Origin of the sequence: Aeromonas sp. ASNIH1, from assembly GCF_002934285.1 — a bacterium.
GTDB classification, from domain to species: Bacteria; Pseudomonadota; Gammaproteobacteria; order Enterobacterales; family Aeromonadaceae; genus Aeromonas; species Aeromonas caviae.
Genome location: NZ_CP026228.1, coordinates 2,824,880 through 2,845,082, shown reverse-complemented (window position 1 = coordinate 2,845,082; position 20,203 = coordinate 2,824,880). Strand labels below are relative to the sequence as shown.

Below are 20,203 nucleotides of genomic sequence, written 5' to 3'. Positions count from 1 at the left end.
GGCACAGCCCATTGCGCAGGCGTCGCGTAGCGATGCGTAACTGCGCTGTTGCGGCAGGCGCAACAGATGAAAACCGCCACCATCTTGGCCTCACGCGAGGCGCACGAGACACACGGAGATGATACCGACAAGGCGCGTTTTTGTCCTCAAAAAATAGTATTTATTGGCGGCATTTCCGCAAGTTGAAATCTCGATGGCGGCACGTCCGCAGTTGCTCGCAAGCGACGAGCATCAAAAATAATTTGTAGCCTTTAATGGACTATAGTCCCTGTGATTATTGGGCTATAGGCGCTTTTGTCGCCTGCAATTGCAGTGATTCGATCATCGTCTTACATGGAGAATAGGCCATATTTCCTCATTGCTTGCACACCTTGACGCAACTCTATTGCTAACTGATAGTTCGATCTGAGACATGCCACATGGAGCAGAACGAACGTGCAGCAGGAAGAGGAACAGAAGCGAGGACGGGGACGCCGCCCAGCCAACGAACTAGCAGAACAGCGTGAGCGGGAAATAGCTGCGCTGGCAGCCACGGTGGCTCGGCAGAAAAAGCGGCTTGAAGAGCTGAAAGAGGCTCAGCGCCGGGCGCAGAAGGCCGCAAGGCGAACCTACATCAACCAGCGCAAGTATGCGGTGGGCGGTCTGGCGCAGATTGCCGGGCTACTGGAAGCCGATCCCGGTTTCGTACTGGGTCTGATGCTGGAAGCGGCGGAACAGCGTGATCGCGACGGCACATGGCCCAGCGCGGTATTCGAGAAGTACAAGCACCGTGGCGATCAGGTGCTGGCCGAGCGTGCTGCCGCTCGCAAGCGGCGCAAGCCCACGGACGACGACGATGACGAGGACGTGGAGTTCGACTCGGCAGCCGCGTCTGTCGAGGAATCCCGCTATCAGGAAGGAGCGCACTAAATGGCTGCCGCCGATCCATCAATGCCGTTCTCGCCCTGCGATCCAGCAGCAGGGTCATGTACCGACGTATCGGTCGGAATCCTTCAGTGGATCTTCGGGCCGGTCGTCGAGAAGCTGACTCAAGGAGCAAGCCCTGACGCTGTTGATGCCAGCGTTAGCGTGATGGCCTCGATCTTCTCGGTCTTTAATTCCGGCCTGCTGGTTGTCGCCAGCTTGATCGTCAGCTACGTCGCCGTCATGGGCGTAACCAACACGGCCAACGAGGGCGAAGCGATGGGCCGCAACTGGTCGTCACTCTGGACGCCCGTGCGGATCGTTTCGGGCGGCAGTGTGCTGCTGCCGACCACCAGCGGATACAGCTTCATCCAGCTCATCGTGATGATGTTTGCCTTGTGGGGAGTGGGCTTCGCCAACACCCTGTTCAAGATCGGCACAGAGAACGGGATCATCAACGGCGCACTGACTGCGACCAGCGCCCAGATGGGACTCGGAAGCGGCGCAAAGCCGAACCCGAACTATCCGCTCTACGACATCCGCCAGTTTGCGCAGGAATACCTGGCTGTCGCATGGTGCAAGCGCACCGTGAACGCCTCGTTCGCCGATTTCGGCGGCGGCACGCCGAACGTCAGCGCAGCCGGAACACCTGACCAGAGCATTGCCGAAGGCGGCAGCAAGAAGGCGATGATCTATCAGGCCAAGGATCGCAACACCGTCACCAACTTGGGCGGTGGCGTCCCGCTTTGCGGCTCGGTCAAGGTCTATAGCTATTCGGCTCCGGCTGCTATCGCCGCTGAAACCACCACCTCAGCGGCATCCATCTTCGACCCGGCCAAGATTCAAGATAACGCCACGGCCATGTCGGCAATCCGTGTCGCCGCACTGAACGCAAAGGCGACCGCTGTCAACAAGGTGATGGCAGACATCGAGCAGTGGGTTGGCGAATGGCCCGCGACCATCAACGAATCCGGCTGGGAGAATGTCACGAGCGACCGTTTCAACCAGATCGTCAATCAAGCACAAAGCACCCTGACCGCAAGCCTGACGGCTCAGATTGCAGCCGACACCACGCTGCAACAGATCATGCAGAAGTACGTCAGCGACATCACCAAGGATGGCTGGGCAATGGCAGGCGGCTTCTATCAGCGCCTCGGCGGCATCAAGGAAGAGCTGGGCCGCATCTATGCCGAGAACGTCGCACAGGCCACCGCACCGAACCTCAACACCCTGCCGCAAGGGCCGCATTCCTCTCTTGCGGCCAACAGCTACACCACCGTCTACAACACCATCATCAGCAAGTCACTGATCGGGGGAAGCTACACCACGCCCGACACTCCTCGGGCTGCCGATCTCAAGTCGAACCTGATCCCATCGTCCCTCGACGATCTCAGCATCGACACATTGGGCAGCCGGGGTGACAGCTTCATGAGCGGTTTTGTGCAGTGGGGCATGGAGCGCGTGACCAGCACCATGATCGGCACCGATGGCGACGTGGACGCCATTGCCCGCATCAAAACCACGGGCGATGTGCTCGCGCTGCTGCAATCGACGGGTTTTGCCGCCGACCGGCTGATCCACACCTCGCTGTCCGGTCTGAAAGCCGCAGCAGCAGCGGTGGGCAGCGTCAGTTTCATGGGCAATAAGGTCGATGCCACCCCGCTGGCCGACACCTTCCTGAATTGGGTCATTTACAACTTCTTGACCCCACTGGCCGAAGTCACAACGTGGCTGGGCCGACTGGCTTTCTACTTCGGCGTGTTCCTGCCGAGCCTGCCGTACACGATTTTCATGATCGCGTTTGTTGGCTGGTTGATGGCAGTGCTCCAGTCGATCATTGCCGCGCCCCTGTGGGCGGTCATGCACATGACGCCTGACCGCACCTTCGTCGGAAGTCAGACGCAAGGCTATCTGCTCCTGCTGTCGCTCTTCATCCGTCCGGCGCTCATCATCACCGGCCTGTTCGCCGCGATGATGGTAGCCAATCCGGTGGTTGGGTACATCAGCAAAGCGTTCTGGGCGATGTATCACGCCAACGTCACGTCGGCGGAATCGCTGGGTTGGTTCATTGAATTTTTGCAGTGGAAGAACTGGCTCATCGTCTATGGCTTCGTGCTGCTGCCCGTGATGTACATGATCTTCGGGCTGTCGCAGAGCTTGCCGGACACCGTGCTGCGCTGGATCGGCGCTGGTATCAGCTCGATGGGCGAAACCCAAGCTACTGAGCAGATGCGTAGTAACGCAGCAATGTACGGCCCCAGTGCGTTACAGGGCGGGGCTACCCCACCGGGCAAGGGCGGCGCAGGTGGCAGCAACCGCCTGAACGGCGACTCTGGAGGCGCAGGCAGTCTCAGCGGGCCAAGCGGCCCCACGGGCGGCGGCGGTGGTGGCCGCAGCAGCGGCGGCAACCATCCCCGCCTGCTCAATGCCAACAGCCAAGGCGTGGCACCCCAGCAGCACGACACCCCGCCCACGTCCGCATCGACCAGCACAGCAGCGGCCAGCGGCCCGGCTCGCAGCAGCAGCAGCAGCGTCTCCAGTTCGGTCAATACGGGATCGCAAGGCGTTGTCGGCAGCCGCTGGGCCAGCAATGACATTACCGACGCCGACTTCATCGAAGTGAAGGACACCGCGCCGCGCAGCAAAAGCAGCGCCGACAAGGGCACCGGCAATGCCGTGCTGGCCCTTGGCAGCGCAGGCGTTATCAGCGGGTTTTCGGCGGACGATGACAACGGCTCCGGGGCCATCAATACCGAGTATGACAGCCGCTACAGCTACACCCCGCCGACTGCTGACGCCTCAAGCGTCATCAACCACGGAGAGACCACCGCAAACGGAGGACAACCGGCATGAGCTACCAGTACGACTACAACGCTGAGGCCACCGGCCACGTCATCGGGCTTCGACGTGGATACGAACAGGGACACGCGACAGGCCACGATCACGGCTGGAACGATGCGGTAGCCCAGTGGAATGCACAGATAAAAGATCAGTGGGAACCGCTCGTTGATCGGCTGACTGCTGAGCGTGACGAGGCCATCCGCGCCCGCGATGAACTGCTGGAGCAGGTACGCCATGCAGGCCAGCAAACCCGCAAATGGCACAACGCTTTCTACAGCGTGCTGTGCGCCCTCGATAGCGCAATGGACGTGCTACAGCACGCACCGCAGGACATGCGCACTCGGATGATCCTCGATTACGCCAAACGTGCAGAGTACATGAAAGACAAGGGCTGGATCGACTCGATGCCGCAGGAAAACAGCGTCCTGCGCTCACGCGCCCGCCCAACCGCTGACCAGCTTCAAGGGTGGTGGGATCAAGTCCTCCACCACGCCAAGAAGGCAGCGAACGCAGATCAATCCCCCAGTCCATAAGGAGAGCCGCAGATGCTGACCCATTCCCTGATCCCCGACGCTACCGTGCTGGCCATCCTGCTGGCTGTCGCTGACACCGTGCTGGCCAAGCGAAAACGCCGCAAACACACCCGGAGGGATTTCGTATGAACCTCAAGAACGGCGCGAAACGCGCAGCCAAATTCACGTTCGTCGAGATGCCGCTTTCGATCCTCGGCTGGCGACAACTCAAGGCCAACAACGGCTACATCCGCGACCTGTGGCGCACGCTGCGTCACCCACAATGCCCCGAGTGCGGTCGTGGCGTCATGCACCTGCCCGCCGACGCTCAACCCGACGAAAAGGCGCTTTATCCGTGGGTGTGCTCCGCCAAATGTGGGTTCGGCGTACTGGCCCCGCAAGACCCGGCAGAGATTCGCCACATCGTGCAGGCGCGATCGGAGACACGCGGCAAGCAGCGACTGGCGTTTCTCGGCGACCCTGAGCGCGACAAGCTCATCACCAGCCATCTGCGCAAGTCCCGCGCCTATTGGGTGGTGGTCGCCCTCGTCTTTTTGATGGCCGCATGGCAACTGGCTATAGGCGCTCCAATGATGGTTGTCCTGAGCGTGCTGTGCATGTGCCTGCCGTTCTCTGTCCATGCAATCCGCTGGAGCTATCGGGCGTGGCAAGTGCGCTCCGGCACGCTGTTCGTTGAAGGCGCGTTTGGCCGCTACGTCCGCGACATGCTCTGGATTCGGGGGATTCAGTGATGGCCCAGATGATCCACTCCCTCCTACTTCGCCTTGGCCGCGAGCGTGTCACCAACATCTGCTGCGTACTCGGGACATGTCTCGCCTTGTTCGTCGAGCGCGATGCGCTGATGAATGGCCCACCCGCTACCCAGCTCGGAACGATCAGCCTCGCCATAGCTGTCCCCATCCTCTACCTGACACCGCTTGTTTGGCTCGTTTACCGCTACCTAGTGAGGCCCGCCCATGAAAACCGCTGACAGCTATCTCGTACTGCGTGTCTCGTGGCTGCGCGAGCACGATCAGGCCATCGGCGAGCTGGTCGAGCTGTGGCTCGACCGGCAGGCCAAGCAGCAGCCTGCCCCCAAGCCCACCAAGCCCATGCGCATCAGGGCACAGCACAACAGCGACATCAGGAGCCATGCCCATGCGTAGCAAGCACTTCATCACAATTGCTGCGGCGGCGTTGTCGAGCATCGTCTGCGCCCAGATGCCCGTCCCGCTGCTCGACAACGAGCCAGCCGCACCCAACGCAGCACTCTGGGCCGTGGCTGGCCCGATGCTGCAAGCGGCGCTGGAATGCCGCGAAGACCTGCCCGACCATCCAGCCACCCGCGCCCTGCTGCCACGCAAACTGGCAGGCGAGGAACAGCACTACCGGCTGACACCGCCCAGCGGGTTCAAGGTATTCGGCCTGCCTGTGGCCGAGATTGAGGTCTGGGTCGATGACGGCAGCGGCGAACTGGGCCACGGCTACACCTCGCACATCCGAGGCAAGACGTTGGCCGAGGTCGCCAAGGCTGCCAAGCTGAACAAGGGCAAGAGCTTCCCCAACCGCAAAACCCCGATGGGTGGCCTGATGGCCGATCAGCCCTTCGGGCCGGTATCGGTGCAACTGACCTGCACCATTGACGGCAGCTACGCCGCCCACGAAAACGAGTACCGGGAGCCATGACCATGCGCAACAAGCTACTTGCTTTGGCTGCACTGGTGGCCGTGACTCCGGCACTGGCCGACACCTGCATGGTGCCGCCCACCGAGAAACAGACCGTCTCCGGGCGCTTCGGCAAATTCCGGGGCGGCGGTGCAGGGAACTTCGGTAGCGCCAACCAGAAGCCGCACATGCACGATGGTCTGGACTTCTCGACCAGCGGCGCATCGCAGCCCCTGTACGCCACCACGGACGGCAAGATCACCTTCATCGGCAACCGGCGCTCGGCAGGCAACGCGATCCTCATCGAGCGCAGCAATGGCGACGTGGTGGCGTACTACCACATGAGCGGCTTTGCCACCGGCTTGAAACAGGGGATGGAGGTCAAAGCCGGGCAGTACATCGGCCTGTCCGGCAACACACCCAGCGACGCGATGGTGAAGCACCTGCACTTCACCTACGGCACCGCTCAGAAAGATGAGGCCCGCGCCAAGGCTTTCACTCAGAGCGCATCGAAAGGCACCTTCAACCCCGGCCAACTCCCGTCCGCCTTCAACCAGCAACAGGGGATCGGCTGGAAGACCGACCCAGCCCCGTATTTCTGCGCGACTTTCCCGATCCAAGACGGCAACCCGCAGCACTACCCGATTCTGGGCAAGGACACCAAGGAACAGCACGCGATCCTGTTTGGTAGCGTCCCTCCGGGCGGCGTGGCCCCGAACGTCAAGTTCGAGCCAGCACAAGTCGCGGCGGCGAATGCGGACGCGGCGCTGGCCGCTGCCGAGGGCAAGTCTCCCGCCGAGTGGCTGTCTGACAAGGATGGCTACGGCACGCTGCCGACCGCGCCGATTGGTGGTTACGACACGATGTCCACTCACGAAATGCTACTGACAGAGGCGGGGCGTCGGTTCAGCGACGCCGAATGGAACAACAACATCACCAAGGTATCGAGCCGTGCGCTCTGGGTTGACTACAACCGCGCAGTAGGCGTCAGCAACTACATGGCCGAAGCGATCTATCGGAAAAAGGAGCGCGTCGAAGCCCTGCTAGCTATCTACACGTCACAGAAGACTGAGCGGCTGCGCAAGCAGACTGCCGCAGCACATGATCGGGCGCAACGCGGCGGTGTGTCGCGCAACATCCAGTAGCGGAAGAGGGAGGCAACATGTTTGTGTTTCTACACCCTGACGTAATGGAGCGTTTCTGCATGGAGAAGGAAGAACGGCAGAGGTTTGTCCAGGCGATGCGCTCGTGCCCCGGCGTGATTCTGGAAATGCTACCCTTCGCGCCCAGAAAGCGCAGGCCGGAGCCTCGGATTGTGCTGATTCCGTCCAGTTGCCGACGGCAGAGGGAATACCGCCGCGAGGAACTGGTTATCTGCTGCGACCAGTTTGATCTCGTCGAGAAAATCACGCTGCTGGCGTACATCTCGATGCTCCAGATGCGGATCGAACAGGCTGTTATGGAGGGGCGGTAAGCCTACTCCAGCCGGGCTTTCTCGATGGCGGCGGCAGCAACAGCCGCCGCTTCGTTGTCGGCAGCCTCACGCGCCCACCAAGCTGGCTGGGCGGCAGCACTCGACAGCGCCCCGGCTGCCCACAATGCAAGTTCCTGATCGCCCAGATTGATAGCCTGAGTGAACACCGCGCCCAACTGGCGCAATTCGTCAGCGAGCTTCTGATATTCGGCGGCGGTCGGCATCACTCGCTCCTGCTTTTCCTGACAGCCTTCGGCGCAACGCCAGCCACTGCCAGCCGCGCTTCGAGACTGGCAAGTTGCTGCTGGACATCGCCAGCCTTGGCAAGCTGGCCTTGCAGGTCGATCACCTGCTGCTCAGCCTTGGCAAGAGCAGCACGGGCTTCCCGCAGTTCGGCCTCCATGCGCGTTGCGTGCTCGGCACGCTCTTCCAGACGGCTAACCTTCAATTCCAGCGCCCGGTTCGCCTCTCGTTGCCCGACAAGTTCATCGGTGCGGACGGCGTCCTGCGCCTCCAGCCGGACGATTTCCTCGGTTGCTTCGGCCAGTTCGGCCTTCATCGTGCTCACGCGGGCTTCGGCATCCTTGCGCACAGCCTCGGATTCCACCCGCGCCTGCTGGGCTACCTCGGCGTAGATGCTGCGCACGAGGTCTGCGCCGCGTACCAGCAGGGCATCAGGCACTTCCACGGCAGTTTCTTCGCCTTTCTCGCGCCGTGCTTCCCAGTCGGCCAGCATCGGCTTGAGTGTGGTGAATGATCCGCCGACCCGCTGCTGGATCAGCCGGAAGGTGGGTTTGCCACCTGCGGCGACGATGGCGTCAGCGGCTGCATCAACCGCTTGTTGAGTGACGACCTGCTGCATGGCTCCCTCCTTTTTATCGTAACATCGTAACGTGTTACGTTATGATAACGTAACGATAAGGGAAGGCCAAGGTGGAACAGCCTTCGCTCCCTCCGGTCGCTGCGCGTCAGCCCGTGGACAACCTGCCCGCCCACAGCGCAAGGCTATGGACGGCCCGCCGATGGCGGGTGCGCAGGTATGCCCACCGGCTCCCTTGCTGGGGCTACTCGCATTTTTCAAATGCTGGATGGGCTACTTGCTGACGCCTCGCTGCGCTCGTTGTCGGCCAGCCGACAAGCGCGGAAAGCTGCGCATTCCCGCCTTGCCGACCGGCTCCACTGGGAAACAGCCGTAAACGACCCACAACAATCAATTCTGCGCAGGCAGTGGGGTAGGCATGGCTTTCACCAAAAAACGCCATATCGTGCGTTTACGGGCTTTTCTGAGGTGTTTCAGCGAAGGGGCAGGGTCAAGGGGTTGGTGCGGCCCGCAGCCCAAAGGGCGAGGACACGGCCCCTTGACGCTGAACCGTAGCGGACAGCCTGAGCGAGTGGGGGCAGGGACGAAGGGCGAAGCCCGCCACCCCTGCTCCCCGAGCCTCACGGCGGCGAGTGGCTCCCGGCAGGGCCGCCGGAGGCATATTTGAAAACAGCCGACGCCAAGTAGCCCCTGTCATTCTTTGAATGACGAGTAGCCGTAAGGAGGCCGGTGGGTAACGGCTCGCCGTTATCCACGGGCTGACGCGCAGCGACCGGAGGGAGCGAAGACTGTGGGGAACTCGCTTGCGAGTTATCCACAGTGCTCTGCTGGTAGAAGAAGGGTAGAAGAAAGGTAGAAGCGGAAAAACGCCGTTTTTATACTTATAAATCAAACGGTTGTAGCACCTTGATGGAATGCTATGCCACTAAAGCGGAATGCTATGCCACCGAAACGGAACGCTATGCCACTGAGGGCGGAACGCTATGCCACTGCTTCTTGGAGCCATAAAGCAAGCTGCGGCTTGCCCCGTGTGCTTTCTTCGATCTTGTGTGTCGTGATGATCTCCAGTCGCTCCAATTCGGCGCAGGCAGAGGTTAGCGACTCCTTGAACTTGCGCATGGGGCTAGCGTATTCCATCTGCGTTTTGAGTCTGTCCAGCCCGTACCGTTGAACCGGGTCGGCGCTGGTGGCGATCAGCCGTTGCAAGGTCTTGGCCATGTCCAGCCCGCGCCCGATCTGCATCCGCTTGTCCCAGTCGATCAGACTGTATTCCCGGTTGCCAAACATCACTACCCAGCGAGGGTCAAGAATGTAGGTGTACGTCTCGCTCCCACCGTCGTAGTTGAGACTTTTCAGGACATTGAAGGACTCCATCTTGCCCACGGTGTAGCGGGTTGAACCGTCTCGCTTGCGTGCCTCAAGGAACAAGATGCCTTCGCGCAGTCGCTTCATGCTCCGATAGAGCCAATCGTATTGGGTGCTGCCAATACTGCCCGGTTTGATCTTTCTCAACAGCTCCTTGCGGTTCAGCGGCACAGGTGTACCTAGCGGAAACGGTTGAGCGAAAGCGATCAATGCCATGATGAGGTCGCCGTCTGCTTCGTCCAGTTGCTCCCCGGTGTACTCCAGCACGCAATCCCGCCGCGTCACCATCACAGCTTGCCGATGGAATTTGCGTTTCCCTCGTGCGATGGGAGCAATGAGGCTTGATCTGTTCAAATGGTTTGGAAAGGCTCCAATATCGAAGCCGGGCAAGAACATCTGGCGGGGTTCATTTGCTGCCCGCTGCTCTGCCTGCTCTGCTACCTCGGCAGCTTTCTGCTTGATCCACGCCAGCGGATCGCGCTTGGCCGTGGCTTCTGCCACGCCAGCATCCAGCAAGTTGCCCAAGCTGCGCATCATCGAACCCTGAACCTTGACCTACGGGATCGCGGCGATCAGGGATAGACAACGTTATTGTTGGCAGCGCGGGCGGCAGCGGCCTTCTGTTCGAGCCACGCATCAAGCTCGTGTTCAAGCCAGCCAACGACTCGTTTGTTGAGTTGGATGGATACAGGAAATGACGGATCACCACGCGAGATGCGCCAGAGAGTCGTCTCATTGATGTCGCCCAGCTTCTCGCAGACTGCCTTCTTGCGTAAAATCTTCATCGTCTTCACTCCTGCATTTCGACTGAATGCAGGCAGTCTCGGACGGCGGGCCGGTCTAGGTCACGGATTCCCAGAAGAGAATTTTTGCAGCAAAAAATCCGAAGGCGGCGATGCGGGACAGGCAAGCGATACGCGGGCCTCGTTCCGGGTAGCAGCGGCCAAAGTGTATATAGAAGTGACTACAAGATTAGAGAAAACAAGGTGGATGCCGCTTCTACAAATGCTTTTCAGCCAAACTTCCTGTTTAACGTCTGACTTATCCGCCTAAACCTCACTGAACCATGGTGAACAATCAACAAGCCGCAGCCCATGATTTTCCCAGGCTGCACAAGGGATTGAGAAATGCCATATTGCTCATGGTGGTTCAGTAGAGTTCATGGAATTCCAGAAAAACATGGGGTAGGATTCGGGGTATGTGATGTTATGAGTGGGGGTATCCCACTCGCTAGCAGGATACCCAGATGCCCAAAGACCTTCTCTCTGACGCCAAGATCAGGACAGCCAAGCCCGCAGCCAACCGATACAAACTCGGCGATGGCGGCGGGCTTTTTCTCTCCGTCGAAAAGACGGGTAGCAAGCTCTGGCGCTGGAAGTTCCGACTCGACGGGAAAGAGAACCTTTTTGCCATTGGCTCCTACCCCGAAGTAAGCCTTGCTGAAGCCAGAGCGGCCCGAGATGCAGCCCGCGAACTCGTCAAGCAAGGAATCAATCCCTCTCAGCACCGGAAAGATGAACGGCAGCGGAACATCAAAGCCGCAGCAGCGCGAAAGCATGCAGAGGCACTGGCTCAGGAGTTGTCCTTCGCCAAGGTGTCAGCAGCCTATCTGGCCAAGGTGAAGCCCGACTACACCCCCGGCTCCTATCGGTCGAAGGAATCACGGATCAGAAAGTACCTGTCCCCCAAGCTCGACACGCTCCCGATCACCGAGATCGGTCCCAAGGAAATCCGCCCGATCTTAGAAGTGCATATTCCGGCCGATCATGAACACCGATTCCGGTTCAACGTGAACACCATTTCCGGACCAATGTGAACGCTCATTCCGGCTCAACCTGAACACTTTGCTCCTCCTTTCCGGAAACAGTGTTCAACATCCCGGAATCACTGTTCACATTCACCGGAATCATCCTTAACGCATTGATTTAACAACCTTTGATACGCTCTCCCTTTTGCCAGGGAAGAGCCTATGTCTGCCAAGAGGATTGCAATGCGTAAAATTCGTGAAGTGCTGCGACTGCGGCTGGAAGCTGACCTCTCTGTTCGCCAGATAAGTTGCTGCACCAAGGTCAGCGTTGGCTCCATCCAGAAACTCCTCAAAAGTGCCCAGACGCTCGGCCTGACCTGGCCCTTACCTAGCCAGCTTGATGATGGCCAACTGGCGGCCCTGTTCTATCCGCAGGCCGATACCACCATCTCGGCCCGCCATGTTGTACCGGATTGGCCCTCTGTCCATCAGGAGCTCAAGCGTAAGGGGGTCTCCAAACAACTGCTCTGGGAGGAGTACACCCAGCGCTATCCCAACAGCTGTTACAGCTACTCCCAGTTCTGCGACCGTTACAAATCCTGGTGTCAGTTGCAAAAGCGCTCCATGCGCCAGATCCACAAGGCGGGGGAAAAGCTCTTTATCGACTACTGCGGGCCCACGGTGCCCATCGCCTCGCCCTCCACGGGGGAGGTCCGTCAGGCCCAGATCTTTGTCGCCGTGCTTGGTGCGTCCAACTACACCTTTGCCGAGGCTACCTGGTCACAGTCACTGCCGGACTGGTTGCAAAGCCATGTCCGTGCCTTTGAGTTTTTCGGCGGTACACCGGCACTGCTGATCCCCGACAACCTCAAAAGCGGTGTCAGCAAGGCTTGCCGATACGATCCCGAGCTCAACCCCAGCTACCAGCAGTTGGCCGAGCACTATCAGGTGGCAGTGATGCCAGCTCGCCCTTACAAGCCCAAGGATAAAGCCAAGGCTGAGGTGGGTGTGCAGATCGTCGAGCGCTGGATCCTCGCCCGCTTGCGCCACCAGACCTTTTTCTCGCTGGCCGAGCTCAACCAGTGCATCCGGGCCTTGCTGGACGAACTCAACGAGCGCCCGTTCAAGCAACTGCCCGGTAACCGGCGCGAGGCGTTTGAGCAGTTGGACCGCCCGGCGCTGGGACCACTGCCGGTGCATCCCTATCGCTATGTCGCCATCAAAACGGTCAAGGTCAACATCGACTATCACGTCAGCTATGAGCAGCACCACTACTCGGTGCCACACCAGTATGTGGGCCAGCAACTGGAGCTCCATGCTGGCGACACTTTGCTTCAGGTCTATCACCAGCAACATCTGGTCGCGAGCCATCCGCGTAAAACCATCCCGGGGATGAGCACGCTCCCGGAACATATGCCGGAACGCCACAGCAAACAGCAACGCTGGACGCCAGGCCGTCTCAAGCAATGGGCTGCTGACATCGGACCGGGCACCTTGTGCTGGGTTAGCGAACGGCTGGAAGAGAAAGCCCATGCCGAGCAGGCATACCGACTCTGCCTGGGGCTACTGAGTCTTAGCCGGGAGTATCCGCCATCACGGGTCGAGGCCTGCTGCCAGTTGGCTAATCGGGAAGGACTGGTGCGACTCAAACAGCTCAAGTCGGTGCTGAGCAGTGGCCGCGACAAACTGCCCGCAAGCCCGCTGAGCTACCCAGAGTTATCGCAAGAGCACGAGAACATCCGTGGCCCCCAGAGCTTCCACTAAAGAGGATACGCCCCATGACCCAACAAACCCTGACCCGCCTGAGAAACCTGAAACTGACCGGCATGGCGGATGCAGTGCAACAACAACTGGAACAGGCCAGTACCTACGAAGGGCTGCCCTTCATCGAGCGTCTAAGCCTGCTGGTCGAACACGAACAACTGAGCCGGGAGCAACGTAAACAAGCTCGGCTAGTCAAGCAGGCGCGGCTCAAACTCCAAGCCACGGTGCAAGAGGTGGACTACCAGTCTGCACGCAACCTGGAGCGGTCACAGGTTGCAAACCTGGCCCAAGGAGAGTGGCTGCGCCGAGGCCAGAACCTGCTCATTACCGGCCCCTGTGGCTGTGGAAAAACCTACCTGGCTTGTGCGCTGGGCTACCAAGCCTGTCAGCAAGGGCATAGCACTCGTTACTACCGGCTGCCACGTCTGCTGCTTGAACTGAGCCAGGCCAAGGTAGATGGCAGTTACGCCAGACTGCTGGGTCAACTGGCAAGGATAGAGCTACTGGTCCTTGATGACTGGGGACTGGAAGCGGTGAATGCCGAGCAACGCAACGCACTGCTGGAGATCATGGATGATCGGTATGGGAAATACTCGACGGTCGTGGTCAGTCAGTTGCCAACGGAAGAGTGGTACGCGAGCTTGGGGGACAACACCCTGGCAGATGCGATCCTGGACCGGCTGATGCACAACGCTCACCGGCTGTCACTGAAGGGAGAATCGATGAGAAAGAGGAGAAGTGAGTTGACCCAATCTGAACAGTCGAGTTAGAAACGGGATGACGTGAGCGCGTTAAGGATCAGGGTGTTCACGTTGGCCGGAATGGCTGTTCAACTTCGCCGGAATACGCAGAAGCGTGCGAAGACCACGGGGCGTGGGCAGGCATCCACGTCAAAGGCGACCTATCGGCTATTTTCCAGTATGCGGTTATCCGCGGATTGGTCGATTCCAACCCGATTCCGGGACTTCGCGGCCTGCTGAAAATTCCGGTCAGCAAAAGCAAAGCCGTACTGACCGCTGATCAAATCCGCGCCTTCTACCGCGCTCTTCGCGCCTATCGCGGCTATCCCGAGACCGCTATATGCCTGCGCCTGATCGCATTCACAGCTTGCCGCCCCGGAGAAGCTGCCGATGCTGAGTGGAGCGAGTTCGACATCGAGGCGAAGCTCTGGCGACGGCCTGCGGCCAAGATGAAAGCACGCCGCGACCACGTGTCACCGCTGTCAGAGCAGGCTTTGGAACTGCTGGAAACCCTGCGACCAATCACAGGGGCTGGACGCTACCTCTTCCCTCATCGCAGCGGGGAAGGGTTCACGACGCCGAATAGGCTCACTTACGCCATGCGTGACATGAAGCTCGGAGAGCGCACAACACCTCACTGCTGGCGTACCACTTTCTCGACGTGGGCCAATGAACAGGGGTTCAGGCCAGATGCCATTGAACGCCAGCTCGCCCACGTCGAAAGCAACAAGGTGCGAGCTACTTACAACAAGGCCCTGCTGCTGAATGAGCGGCGCGAGATCATGCAGGCATGGGCCGATTATCTGAGAGCTGCTGATGAGATCAAGAGCGCAGACGATGATGGGAAATGACGACGCGCGGTTCCTTGAGGGCTTGCGCTATGGGCAGGCCCTATTGAACGAAGGCCGTAGCCGACTGCACAAAAGCGTACCCGGAGCGCTGGTTGCCGAAGTTCTTCGACATATCGAGAATTCGATGGCGGGAACTTCTCAGTATGAGTTGGAGCGAATGTTGCTAGGGAGCGACCACGCAGGTGCAGAATGGCGCGCTTACGTGGCTCACCGACATCGCAGCGTCACGGAGAAAAGGCTGTGGCGAACATGGTACGGAAGACATGGAAAGAAAGACACCATCCCTCCAAGACCGGTAGAAGATGCTTTCGGCATTCAGGCTCCGCCGCTGCCACCGACGGAAGCCGCGCCACCAATGCCGCCCCCCTCCGAGCCAAATCGACCGTTGATGAAGGCACTGCCCCATGATGGCCGAGCCATGAGCTTTGGATTATTGCGGGAAATAGTAAAGCGCTGGTCTGCGATACTCATTCAAAAGGCACTTGAAGACGCAGCAAGAATCAATGACGAGCAGAATCGTGGCCGACAACTCGTCAGGGCCTTGCTAAGACATGAAATGGTCTTGATGCCACTTTGGTCGCAGATCAACGCCTGGGAAGCTTTCTGTGAGGTTTTGTCGTCTGGCGAGAGCTTTGCCTTGCTCGATGCAGCCAAGCAGAGCTTCTTCTCTGCACTGGAAGCAATTGAGCAGCGTGAGCATACGAGGTTGATGGCTTCATACGCCGCCCTGAGAAAGCGCTACCCAGAACTGGAAATCGGCCTTGGGCAGACATAATTTATACCAGTTTGGGGATCGGAGGCGGCGAAGAAAACAGTTGAATCCCGCCCCTAACCTGACTGATTTTCGCCTTGGGGTAGACGGCCTGAACAGAAACAAGCGCCTTCAAAAACTTCGTCTTGAAGTTTTTCTTTCCATTGGTGTCAGTCGCATACTCCTGCCCGAACTGCTCGCGCAAATTTGCCCAATTCAACCTCACTGGCCTGCTTCCTATTCTGTGCAGCCTTTCCGCGAGCATGACATAGATGTCCATCGCTAGCGCGGAGCCTGATAGCGCGTGAAACGCTCGAATGTCCATAGGAACGGCATGCCGATCAGTTACCAGAGCGTCAAAGTATTCTGGCGATAGAATGATTTTTTTTGGCCATAAATTGTTTTGACAGCCATCATTCGATGCCCATGCCTGAAACTCATTTATCGGGTTTGCATATCGTGTAGTGGGACTATTTCCCACATTCAATCCCAGGGTCACCTTGCAGGCGGCCAGTGCAGTCATCTGCTTCTTGAACTCGGTATAGCTCCCGCGTTTGCCGCCATTCGGTTGAATGCCAAGCATCTTCAGAAATGCCGACGCACTCTTCCCCGCCTCGATCTCCTGCGTTCGATGGCGAACGGCATAGGTATTCAAGTAGGCAAGTATGAGTCGAGGCTTTGTGCCATACGGAATCGGCTGCTGCACAAACTTTTCGCCATCCCACAGTTTTCCAGCCTCGACAAGGAGTGCCGCCCCTCCTGATCGTCGCTCAAATGAAGTGCCATCAACAGCACGGCGCGGCAAGCCAACCTGGCAGAGAACAGTATGCATGAACACCGCGTTCTCAGACGTTGAGCCGAGAGCAATGTCGGCGGCAGAGTCAAGCAGCTTGCGGTCACGAATCGAGAGGACGCACTCCTTTCTGCGAACAGGAGGCTCACTCCTCGCTGCTTGACCACTGGGGCTCGGATCAACGATCCGTCGTAGCTCTGCCAGCGCAAGGCGGGCACTGTTGGAGGATGGGCTCGGCATGCGGAAACAACTCAACCCCGAACGACCAACGAGCGATGGCTGGTCTTCTCGCGAAGCCAAGTCGTGATCTCCGACTCAATCCACCCGACAGCCCGCTTCCCCAACCGTACTGGACGAGGAAAATCACCCTCCCTGATCAGAAAATAGATGCCTGATTTGGTAAGGCCGGTTCTCTTTTCAACCTGCGGCCTGCGAAGAATGGCAACCTCTTGCCCTTGCTGATCGTCCATCGTGCTCCTCACTGAACCTGAATAACCAATGAGGCGACAGTAGTGGCGCGAGGCGCAAATCAGAGAGAACGAGTTTTGAAGAGTGCCTGCACGATAACCTAGCCGCGCCGTAAGGGCTGTGAGCAAGGAGCCAGATATGCCTGTGGATAACGCACTTATTCATGCCGATTCGGCACCCCTGCCGTGTGCCGAATCGGAACCCCAAGCCCCCCAGAAAGCGTGCCGAATCGGAACCCTGCACCATGCTGAATCGGCACCTCCCAAAACCTGTAGTTCTTGCCTTTAAGATATTTCCTTTAAATGAGTAGCCTATAAAAGCCTTGCATTCTGTGGAAAAACCGGAATCTGGGACGCATCAACCACCTGCAGTCAGCGATTGGCAAGACGACTCCACCTCCACGCACTCACGGTGCTACACCATGTGGCCTGAGGAGACAACTATCTGGCATCGTAACGCTACGATGTTAGGGTGCAGGTTCCTGTCCAGCCGCCGGTGCCTCCAGCAGTACTGAAGGCTCCACCCCCAGCGCCTCGGCCAGCTTGAAAATGTTGAGCAATGCGATGTTGCGCTGCCCACGCTCAACACCCCCCAGATAGCTGCGTGCCAAGCCACTTTCCAGTGCCAGGCGTTCTTGCGACCACCCTCTGGTCTTTCTGATTTCTATCAGCTTCAGGCCGAAGCGTAGTCGGGGATCAAGGGCCATATTTTTCTCTTCTTAAAGAGAAATGACTCTATAAGTACCCCCTCTATAGGGCTACGCCCGATAAGTACCCGCACTATGAGTGACAATTGAATGCATGTGCCATAAAATGACCTCTATGAGTAGCAAAATGGAGGGAATGACGTATGGCAAGCGTCTGGAAGTCTGCGGGGATGGGCGCGGCGGCGGGGCTGGCAGTTCCGGTGGCGGGAATAGCTGGGCTGATGGCGGCGGTGTTTGTGCTCATCATCGTGCAGGCTGGGCTATCCAACATGGGGCCAGCTGGCTCTCTGTGGGGGAGGCCAAGTTGGTGGGCCTTGATGACCAGCGAATGGGCGCTGTATCTACTGATTTCGCTGGCGATCTTCACGCTGTCCTTCCGCTTTCTCGCGCGCTTGCAGGCCCGCTGCCAGGCCCTTGTCGCCAGGATCAACGGCCAGCAGGGCCTGTCATTCGATGCTGGACATCTCCTGGGTTATCCCGCACCGGCATTCCTTGTTTTTGACTCTCAGAATCGCAAGATCGCGGCCTGTGATGTGGTTAATGACGCATACAAACTGCACGACTTCTCCTGGCTGCTTGGTTGGCGGATGACCTGGCGCGAGGTCGAGAGCATGGAGATGAACGGCGGTAGCCGTCAGGTCAACGCCAGCGGCATGAGCGTGCCGACCTTCGAGCGCACGGTACGCGCGAAAGACTTCGCCATCGAGCTGCAAACCGCCGATCCGCAACGACCAGTACTCAGTTTTCCCATGAGCCGTCGGGCGGCGGAAACCTGGTGCGCCCGGCTCAATACCATCTTCAACGGATAACCTCGCGAGGAACTGCGATGAAACACTACCGGAGCTTATTGCTTCTGCCTTTTGTATTGACGGGTTGTGCCACAACTGACATGCAGGGAGCGCTGGGCTCCCTGAACGGACTGGGACAATCCATTGGGGCCAGTCTGTCGCAAGCGGCTACGCCCGCAAGCGCGGCAAACCGCAACAGCTTGCTGGGCACTCCACTGCATAACGCCTTGCGCCAGAATCTGTCTACCGACGGTCGCGCCCCGGAGTGGCCCAAGGTGGTGATCAGCAATCTGCAAATTCCGGCTGATCAGATGACCCTGACCCGTAGCCTCACGCTCAAAGCCAGTGATTGCATTCGCTTTGACGCAGTGCTCTGGCACGACGCCAAGCGCCCCGAGCGCTTCAGCAATCTGTCGCTTTGCGCGCCGGAGCTGCCGAAACAGTCGAATAATTTCGTGCTGACCTGGAAGCGCTTTTCCATCTCCGGCAAAACCAGCGGCCAGGTTCGCAGTGACGGGCCAATCCCACCGTACAGTAAGCTGCCAAGCGACCCGGCGATGGAGCGCTGGCTGATGAATCAGTTCGGCCTTTACTATGTCGGTTCGCTGCTGACCCTGGTCGGCTATGACCCCAACTTCACGGTCGATGACCGCCGCTTCTGGATCAGGAACATCAAGGGATGAAAGCGTTGCTACTGGCAGCCATGCCGGTGGTGCTGATGGATGGCACTGCCCCAGACCTCAACCACTGGTTGCGGATCGAGCCAGCCATCGTAGCCGCCGTGGAATGCCGTCAAGCCTTGCCGTTGCACGTACTGGACGGCATTGCGCCCAATGCTCCCGGCAGTTGGTCGCTGACGCCGGCGCGCAGCTTCACGGCATTCGGCCTGCCGGTGAAGCGGATCGAGCTGTTCATCGACCCGGATGGTGAATTGGGTGCGAGCTATACCGCAGTGATCGAAAAGCGCAGCCTGGCACAGGTGCGCAAGCAACTGACACTTGCCAGCCAGCGCGGACGCATCGGCCAGCTCTCGGCAGATCAGCCCGGCGCAGAGGTTCAAGTGAGTTGCACGGTCACCGCAACGGGGCAAGGGTGAACATTCAGCGCATCATCTCCGGCGGCCAAACCGGCGTAGACAGGGCTGCGCTGGATTTCGCCATTGCCCAGCACATTCCGCATGGAGGCTGTTGCCCGGCAGGCCGACGGGCCGCTGATGGCGTACTGGATGCTCGCTACCAGTTGATGGAGACCGAATCCAGCGGTTATCGCCAGCGTACCAAGCGCAATGTGCTGGACGCTGACGCCACGCTGATCATTTACTGGGACAGGCTCGAAGGTGGCAGCCTGCTCACTCGCGATCTGGCGGCGGGACACGGCAAGCCGCTGCTGCTGTGCGATTTGCATGCCCCTACAGAAGAGCTGTTGGCGGCATGGCAAGACTGGTTGGTTAGCCATCCCATCGCTATTCTCAACATTGCTGGCCCGAGTGAAGCTCGCAACCCCGGTATTTACTTGCAGGCGAGCGCACTACTGGCGCTTTTTTGGAGCACGGAACATGAACCCATCTGACGCCCGCTGCGCGACACCTTATATCTATTCGGGTGAGCTGCAGATCCGCCCCGAAGTGGATGCCGCGCTGGCTGCGCTGAAAGACAAACCTTACACCGCCATCCCCAGCTGGAAAAACGATGGAACCTGGGAGCTGTGGACGGTGGAAGGCGACGGCGAAACCCAGCCCTGCATCATCAGCGGCCCATCGACCACTTACCCCAGCGTGGCCGATGCACTGGCCGCCGGTGCGGCCTGGCTATCCGGACAACGCTGAGCAACCTCAATTCCATCCCTCGCTGACAAAGCCAACGCCACGGCGGCTGATCTCGACCAGCGGTCTGATGTCTTGCACCTGGACGATTCCTCGGTCATCACGAGCTGCCGAACCCAAGGCCCGCTGCAGAACCAGACGCACACTGCGCGGTGGCAAGGCTTGCAGGCGGGACAGGACATCATCATCCAGT

Annotated in this window: 26 protein-coding genes; 19 read left to right on the top strand and 7 right to left on the bottom strand. The window is 59.2% G+C overall.

The window, feature by feature from the left end; all coding sequences use genetic code 11:
- Positions 1 to 435 precede the first annotated feature (435 nt).
- The 9 genes from traD (at position 436) to C2U37_RS13945 (ending at position 7,395) form a co-directional block, all read left to right on the top strand.
- Positions 436 to 909 carry a conjugal transfer protein TraD gene (traD, locus tag C2U37_RS13985; protein WP_158656252.1) on the top strand — a complete coding sequence of 158 codons (474 nt, stop codon included), beginning with the start codon at positions 436 to 438 and terminating at the stop codon, positions 907 to 909.
- Positions 910 to 3,756, top strand: a complete 2,847-nt coding sequence (locus tag C2U37_RS13980) for a DotA/TraY family protein (protein WP_101529373.1) — start codon at positions 910 to 912, stop codon at positions 3,754 to 3,756. It begins immediately after the preceding gene.
- Positions 3,753 to 4,277 (top strand): hypothetical protein, encoded by a 525-nt coding sequence (locus C2U37_RS13975; protein WP_101529374.1) that lies wholly within the window; start codon positions 3,753 to 3,755, stop codon positions 4,275 to 4,277. Before C2U37_RS13980 ends, C2U37_RS13975 begins: the two co-directional genes overlap by 4 nt.
- 125 nt (positions 4,278 to 4,402) lie before the next feature.
- Positions 4,403 to 5,008 carry a hypothetical protein gene (locus C2U37_RS13970; protein ID WP_101529375.1) on the top strand — a complete coding sequence of 202 codons (606 nt, stop codon included), beginning with the start codon at positions 4,403 to 4,405 and terminating at the stop codon, positions 5,006 to 5,008.
- Entirely contained in the window at positions 5,008 to 5,247 is a 240-nt protein-coding gene (locus tag C2U37_RS13965; RefSeq protein WP_025297695.1) for a hypothetical protein, read from the top strand. The genes C2U37_RS13970 and C2U37_RS13965 overlap by 1 nt, the downstream gene beginning before the upstream one ends.
- Positions 5,234 to 5,422 carry a hypothetical protein gene (locus tag C2U37_RS13960; protein WP_025297694.1) on the top strand — a complete coding sequence of 63 codons (189 nt, stop codon included), beginning with the start codon at positions 5,234 to 5,236 and terminating at the stop codon, positions 5,420 to 5,422. The genes C2U37_RS13965 and C2U37_RS13960 overlap by 14 nt, the downstream gene beginning before the upstream one ends.
- Positions 5,415 to 5,942 (top strand): hypothetical protein, encoded by a 528-nt coding sequence (locus C2U37_RS13955; RefSeq protein ID WP_101529376.1) that lies wholly within the window; start codon positions 5,415 to 5,417, stop codon positions 5,940 to 5,942. Before C2U37_RS13960 ends, C2U37_RS13955 begins: the two co-directional genes overlap by 8 nt.
- A gap of 2 nt (positions 5,943 to 5,944) precedes the next feature.
- A complete protein-coding gene (locus C2U37_RS13950; protein ID WP_233768391.1) occupies positions 5,945 to 7,066 on the top strand; it encodes a M23 family metallopeptidase in 1,122 nt (373 codons plus the stop codon).
- 59 nt (positions 7,067 to 7,125) lie between these two features.
- Positions 7,126 to 7,395 carry a hypothetical protein gene (locus C2U37_RS13945; RefSeq protein ID WP_124135596.1) on the top strand — a complete coding sequence of 90 codons (270 nt, stop codon included), beginning with the start codon at positions 7,126 to 7,128 and terminating at the stop codon, positions 7,393 to 7,395.
- 2 nt (positions 7,396 to 7,397) lie between these two features.
- On the opposite strand, the gene C2U37_RS13940 is transcribed toward C2U37_RS13945, so the two are convergent.
- The 4 genes from C2U37_RS13940 to C2U37_RS13920 form a co-directional block, all read right to left on the bottom strand.
- Entirely contained in the window at positions 7,398 to 7,619 is a 222-nt protein-coding gene (locus C2U37_RS13940) for a hypothetical protein (protein ID WP_101529378.1), read from the bottom strand.
- Positions 7,619 to 8,257 (bottom strand): DNA-binding protein, encoded by a 639-nt coding sequence (locus C2U37_RS13935; protein WP_104452492.1) that lies wholly within the window; start codon positions 8,255 to 8,257, stop codon positions 7,619 to 7,621. The genes C2U37_RS13940 and C2U37_RS13935 overlap by 1 nt, the downstream gene beginning before the upstream one ends.
- 939 nt (positions 8,258 to 9,196) lie before the next feature.
- A complete protein-coding gene (locus C2U37_RS13930; RefSeq protein WP_199770449.1) occupies positions 9,197 to 10,117 on the bottom strand; it encodes a hypothetical protein in 921 nt (306 codons plus the stop codon).
- Between the two features lie 35 nt (positions 10,118 to 10,152).
- Positions 10,153 to 10,365: a helix-turn-helix transcriptional regulator gene (locus tag C2U37_RS13920; RefSeq protein WP_101529379.1), complete on the bottom strand. Its 213-nt coding sequence runs from the start codon at positions 10,363 to 10,365 to the stop codon at positions 10,153 to 10,155.
- Positions 10,366 to 10,826: 461 nt separating this feature from the next.
- Between C2U37_RS13920 and C2U37_RS13915 the strand changes: the two genes are divergently transcribed.
- The 5 genes from C2U37_RS13915 (at position 10,827) to C2U37_RS13895 (ending at position 15,457) form a co-directional block, all read left to right on the top strand.
- Entirely contained in the window at positions 10,827 to 11,396 is a 570-nt protein-coding gene (locus tag C2U37_RS13915; protein WP_199770448.1) for an integrase arm-type DNA-binding domain-containing protein, read from the top strand.
- A 153-nt stretch (positions 11,397 to 11,549) separates the two neighbouring features.
- On the top strand, positions 11,550 to 13,091 hold the full coding sequence (gene istA / locus C2U37_RS13910; RefSeq protein WP_024944013.1) for an IS21 family transposase: 1,542 nt from the start codon (positions 11,550 to 11,552) through the stop codon (positions 13,089 to 13,091).
- A 14-nt stretch (positions 13,092 to 13,105) separates the two neighbouring features.
- Positions 13,106 to 13,861, top strand: coding sequence for an IS21-like element ISAs29 family helper ATPase IstB (gene istB / locus C2U37_RS13905; RefSeq protein WP_059296348.1), 756 nt, complete (start codon positions 13,106 to 13,108; stop codon positions 13,859 to 13,861).
- Positions 13,862 to 14,028: 167 nt separating this feature from the next.
- Entirely contained in the window at positions 14,029 to 14,682 is a 654-nt protein-coding gene (locus C2U37_RS13900) for a tyrosine-type recombinase/integrase (protein WP_199770447.1), read from the top strand.
- Positions 14,669 to 15,457: a hypothetical protein gene (locus C2U37_RS13895; protein WP_104452491.1), complete on the top strand. Its 789-nt coding sequence runs from the start codon at positions 14,669 to 14,671 to the stop codon at positions 15,455 to 15,457. The genes C2U37_RS13900 and C2U37_RS13895 overlap by 14 nt, the downstream gene beginning before the upstream one ends.
- A gap of 1 nt (position 15,458) precedes the next feature.
- Here C2U37_RS13895 and C2U37_RS13890 read toward each other — a convergent pair whose 3' ends face one another.
- The 3 genes from C2U37_RS13890 to C2U37_RS13880 all read right to left on the bottom strand — a co-directional run bounded on the left by C2U37_RS13890 (position 15,459) and on the right by C2U37_RS13880 (position 17,400).
- Complete coding sequence (locus C2U37_RS13890; RefSeq protein WP_199416233.1) at positions 15,459 to 16,265, bottom strand: replication protein RepA; 807 nt, start codon at positions 16,263 to 16,265, stop codon at positions 15,459 to 15,461.
- 212 nt (positions 16,266 to 16,477) lie between these two features.
- Complete coding sequence (locus tag C2U37_RS13885; protein ID WP_104452489.1) at positions 16,478 to 16,696, bottom strand: AlpA family phage regulatory protein; 219 nt, start codon at positions 16,694 to 16,696, stop codon at positions 16,478 to 16,480.
- Positions 16,697 to 17,160: 464 nt separating this feature from the next.
- Complete coding sequence (locus C2U37_RS13880) at positions 17,161 to 17,400, bottom strand: helix-turn-helix domain-containing protein (protein ID WP_011806687.1); 240 nt, start codon at positions 17,398 to 17,400, stop codon at positions 17,161 to 17,163.
- 143 nt (positions 17,401 to 17,543) lie between these two features.
- Here C2U37_RS13880 and C2U37_RS13875 point away from each other — a divergent pair, with 143 nt between their 5' ends.
- The 5 genes from C2U37_RS13875 to C2U37_RS13855 are packed head-to-tail and all read left to right on the top strand — an operon-like array spanning position 17,544 to position 20,013.
- On the top strand, positions 17,544 to 18,209 hold the full coding sequence (locus C2U37_RS13875) for a hypothetical protein (protein ID WP_104452488.1): 666 nt from the start codon (positions 17,544 to 17,546) through the stop codon (positions 18,207 to 18,209).
- Positions 18,210 to 18,226: 17 nt separating this feature from the next.
- Positions 18,227 to 18,871, top strand: a complete 645-nt coding sequence (locus C2U37_RS13870) for a hypothetical protein (RefSeq protein ID WP_104452487.1) — start codon at positions 18,227 to 18,229, stop codon at positions 18,869 to 18,871.
- On the top strand, positions 18,868 to 19,284 hold the full coding sequence (locus C2U37_RS13865) for a hypothetical protein (protein WP_104452486.1): 417 nt from the start codon (positions 18,868 to 18,870) through the stop codon (positions 19,282 to 19,284). The genes C2U37_RS13870 and C2U37_RS13865 overlap by 4 nt, the downstream gene beginning before the upstream one ends.
- The gene (locus C2U37_RS13860; protein WP_104452485.1) at positions 19,281 to 19,757 is read left to right on the top strand and encodes a putative molybdenum carrier protein; all 477 of its coding nucleotides are present in this window, start codon (positions 19,281 to 19,283) and stop codon (positions 19,755 to 19,757) included. Before C2U37_RS13865 ends, C2U37_RS13860 begins: the two co-directional genes overlap by 4 nt.
- On the top strand, positions 19,744 to 20,013 hold the full coding sequence (locus tag C2U37_RS13855; RefSeq protein ID WP_104452484.1) for a hypothetical protein: 270 nt from the start codon (positions 19,744 to 19,746) through the stop codon (positions 20,011 to 20,013). The genes C2U37_RS13860 and C2U37_RS13855 overlap by 14 nt, the downstream gene beginning before the upstream one ends.
- Positions 20,014 to 20,203: the final 190 nt, after the last annotated feature.

What these genes read in the sequence shown, in the direction of transcription:
- istB (WP_059296348.1), top strand. Translation starts at nt 13,106, where the DNA reads ATGACCCAACAAACCCTGACCCGCCTGAGAAACCTGAAACTGACCGGC.
- C2U37_RS13980 (WP_101529373.1), top strand. Translation starts at nt 910, where the DNA reads ATGGCTGCCGCCGATCCATCAATGCCGTTCTCGCCCTGCGATCCAGCA.
- C2U37_RS13895 (WP_104452491.1), top strand. Translation starts at nt 14,669, where the DNA reads ATGATGGGAAATGACGACGCGCGGTTCCTTGAGGGCTTGCGCTATGGG.
- C2U37_RS13885 (WP_104452489.1), bottom strand. Translation starts at nt 16,696, where the DNA reads ATGGACGATCAGCAAGGGCAAGAGGTTGCCATTCTTCGCAGGCCGCAG.
- C2U37_RS13880 (WP_011806687.1), bottom strand. Translation starts at nt 17,400, where the DNA reads ATGGCCCTTGATCCCCGACTACGCTTCGGCCTGAAGCTGATAGAAATC.
- C2U37_RS13865 (WP_104452486.1), top strand. Translation starts at nt 18,868, where the DNA reads ATGAAAGCGTTGCTACTGGCAGCCATGCCGGTGGTGCTGATGGATGGC.
- C2U37_RS13945 (WP_124135596.1), top strand. Translation starts at nt 7,126, where the DNA reads ATGGAGAAGGAAGAACGGCAGAGGTTTGTCCAGGCGATGCGCTCGTGC.
- C2U37_RS13955 (WP_101529376.1), top strand. Translation starts at nt 5,415, where the DNA reads ATGCGTAGCAAGCACTTCATCACAATTGCTGCGGCGGCGTTGTCGAGC.
- C2U37_RS13890 (WP_199416233.1), bottom strand. Translation starts at nt 16,265, where the DNA reads ATGCATACTGTTCTCTGCCAGGTTGGCTTGCCGCGCCGTGCTGTTGAT.
- C2U37_RS13855 (WP_104452484.1), top strand. Translation starts at nt 19,744, where the DNA reads ATGAACCCATCTGACGCCCGCTGCGCGACACCTTATATCTATTCGGGT.
- C2U37_RS13975 (WP_101529374.1), top strand. Translation starts at nt 3,753, where the DNA reads ATGAGCTACCAGTACGACTACAACGCTGAGGCCACCGGCCACGTCATC.
- C2U37_RS13965 (WP_025297695.1), top strand. Translation starts at nt 5,008, where the DNA reads ATGGCCCAGATGATCCACTCCCTCCTACTTCGCCTTGGCCGCGAGCGT.
- istA (WP_024944013.1), top strand. Translation starts at nt 11,550, where the DNA reads ATGTCTGCCAAGAGGATTGCAATGCGTAAAATTCGTGAAGTGCTGCGA.
- C2U37_RS13935 (WP_104452492.1), bottom strand. Translation starts at nt 8,257, where the DNA reads ATGCAGCAGGTCGTCACTCAACAAGCGGTTGATGCAGCCGCTGACGCC.
- C2U37_RS13875 (WP_104452488.1), top strand. Translation starts at nt 17,544, where the DNA reads ATGGCAAGCGTCTGGAAGTCTGCGGGGATGGGCGCGGCGGCGGGGCTG.
- C2U37_RS13960 (WP_025297694.1), top strand. Translation starts at nt 5,234, where the DNA reads ATGAAAACCGCTGACAGCTATCTCGTACTGCGTGTCTCGTGGCTGCGC.
- C2U37_RS13950 (WP_233768391.1), top strand. Translation starts at nt 5,945, where the DNA reads ATGCGCAACAAGCTACTTGCTTTGGCTGCACTGGTGGCCGTGACTCCG.
- C2U37_RS13940 (WP_101529378.1), bottom strand. Translation starts at nt 7,619, where the DNA reads ATGCCGACCGCCGCCGAATATCAGAAGCTCGCTGACGAATTGCGCCAG.
- C2U37_RS13930 (WP_199770449.1), bottom strand. Translation starts at nt 10,117, where the DNA reads ATGATGCGCAGCTTGGGCAACTTGCTGGATGCTGGCGTGGCAGAAGCC.
- C2U37_RS13915 (WP_199770448.1), top strand. Translation starts at nt 10,827, where the DNA reads ATGCCCAAAGACCTTCTCTCTGACGCCAAGATCAGGACAGCCAAGCCC.
- C2U37_RS13870 (WP_104452487.1), top strand. Translation starts at nt 18,227, where the DNA reads ATGAAACACTACCGGAGCTTATTGCTTCTGCCTTTTGTATTGACGGGT.
- C2U37_RS13920 (WP_101529379.1), bottom strand. Translation starts at nt 10,365, where the DNA reads ATGAAGATTTTACGCAAGAAGGCAGTCTGCGAGAAGCTGGGCGACATC.
- C2U37_RS13970 (WP_101529375.1), top strand. Translation starts at nt 4,403, where the DNA reads ATGAACCTCAAGAACGGCGCGAAACGCGCAGCCAAATTCACGTTCGTC.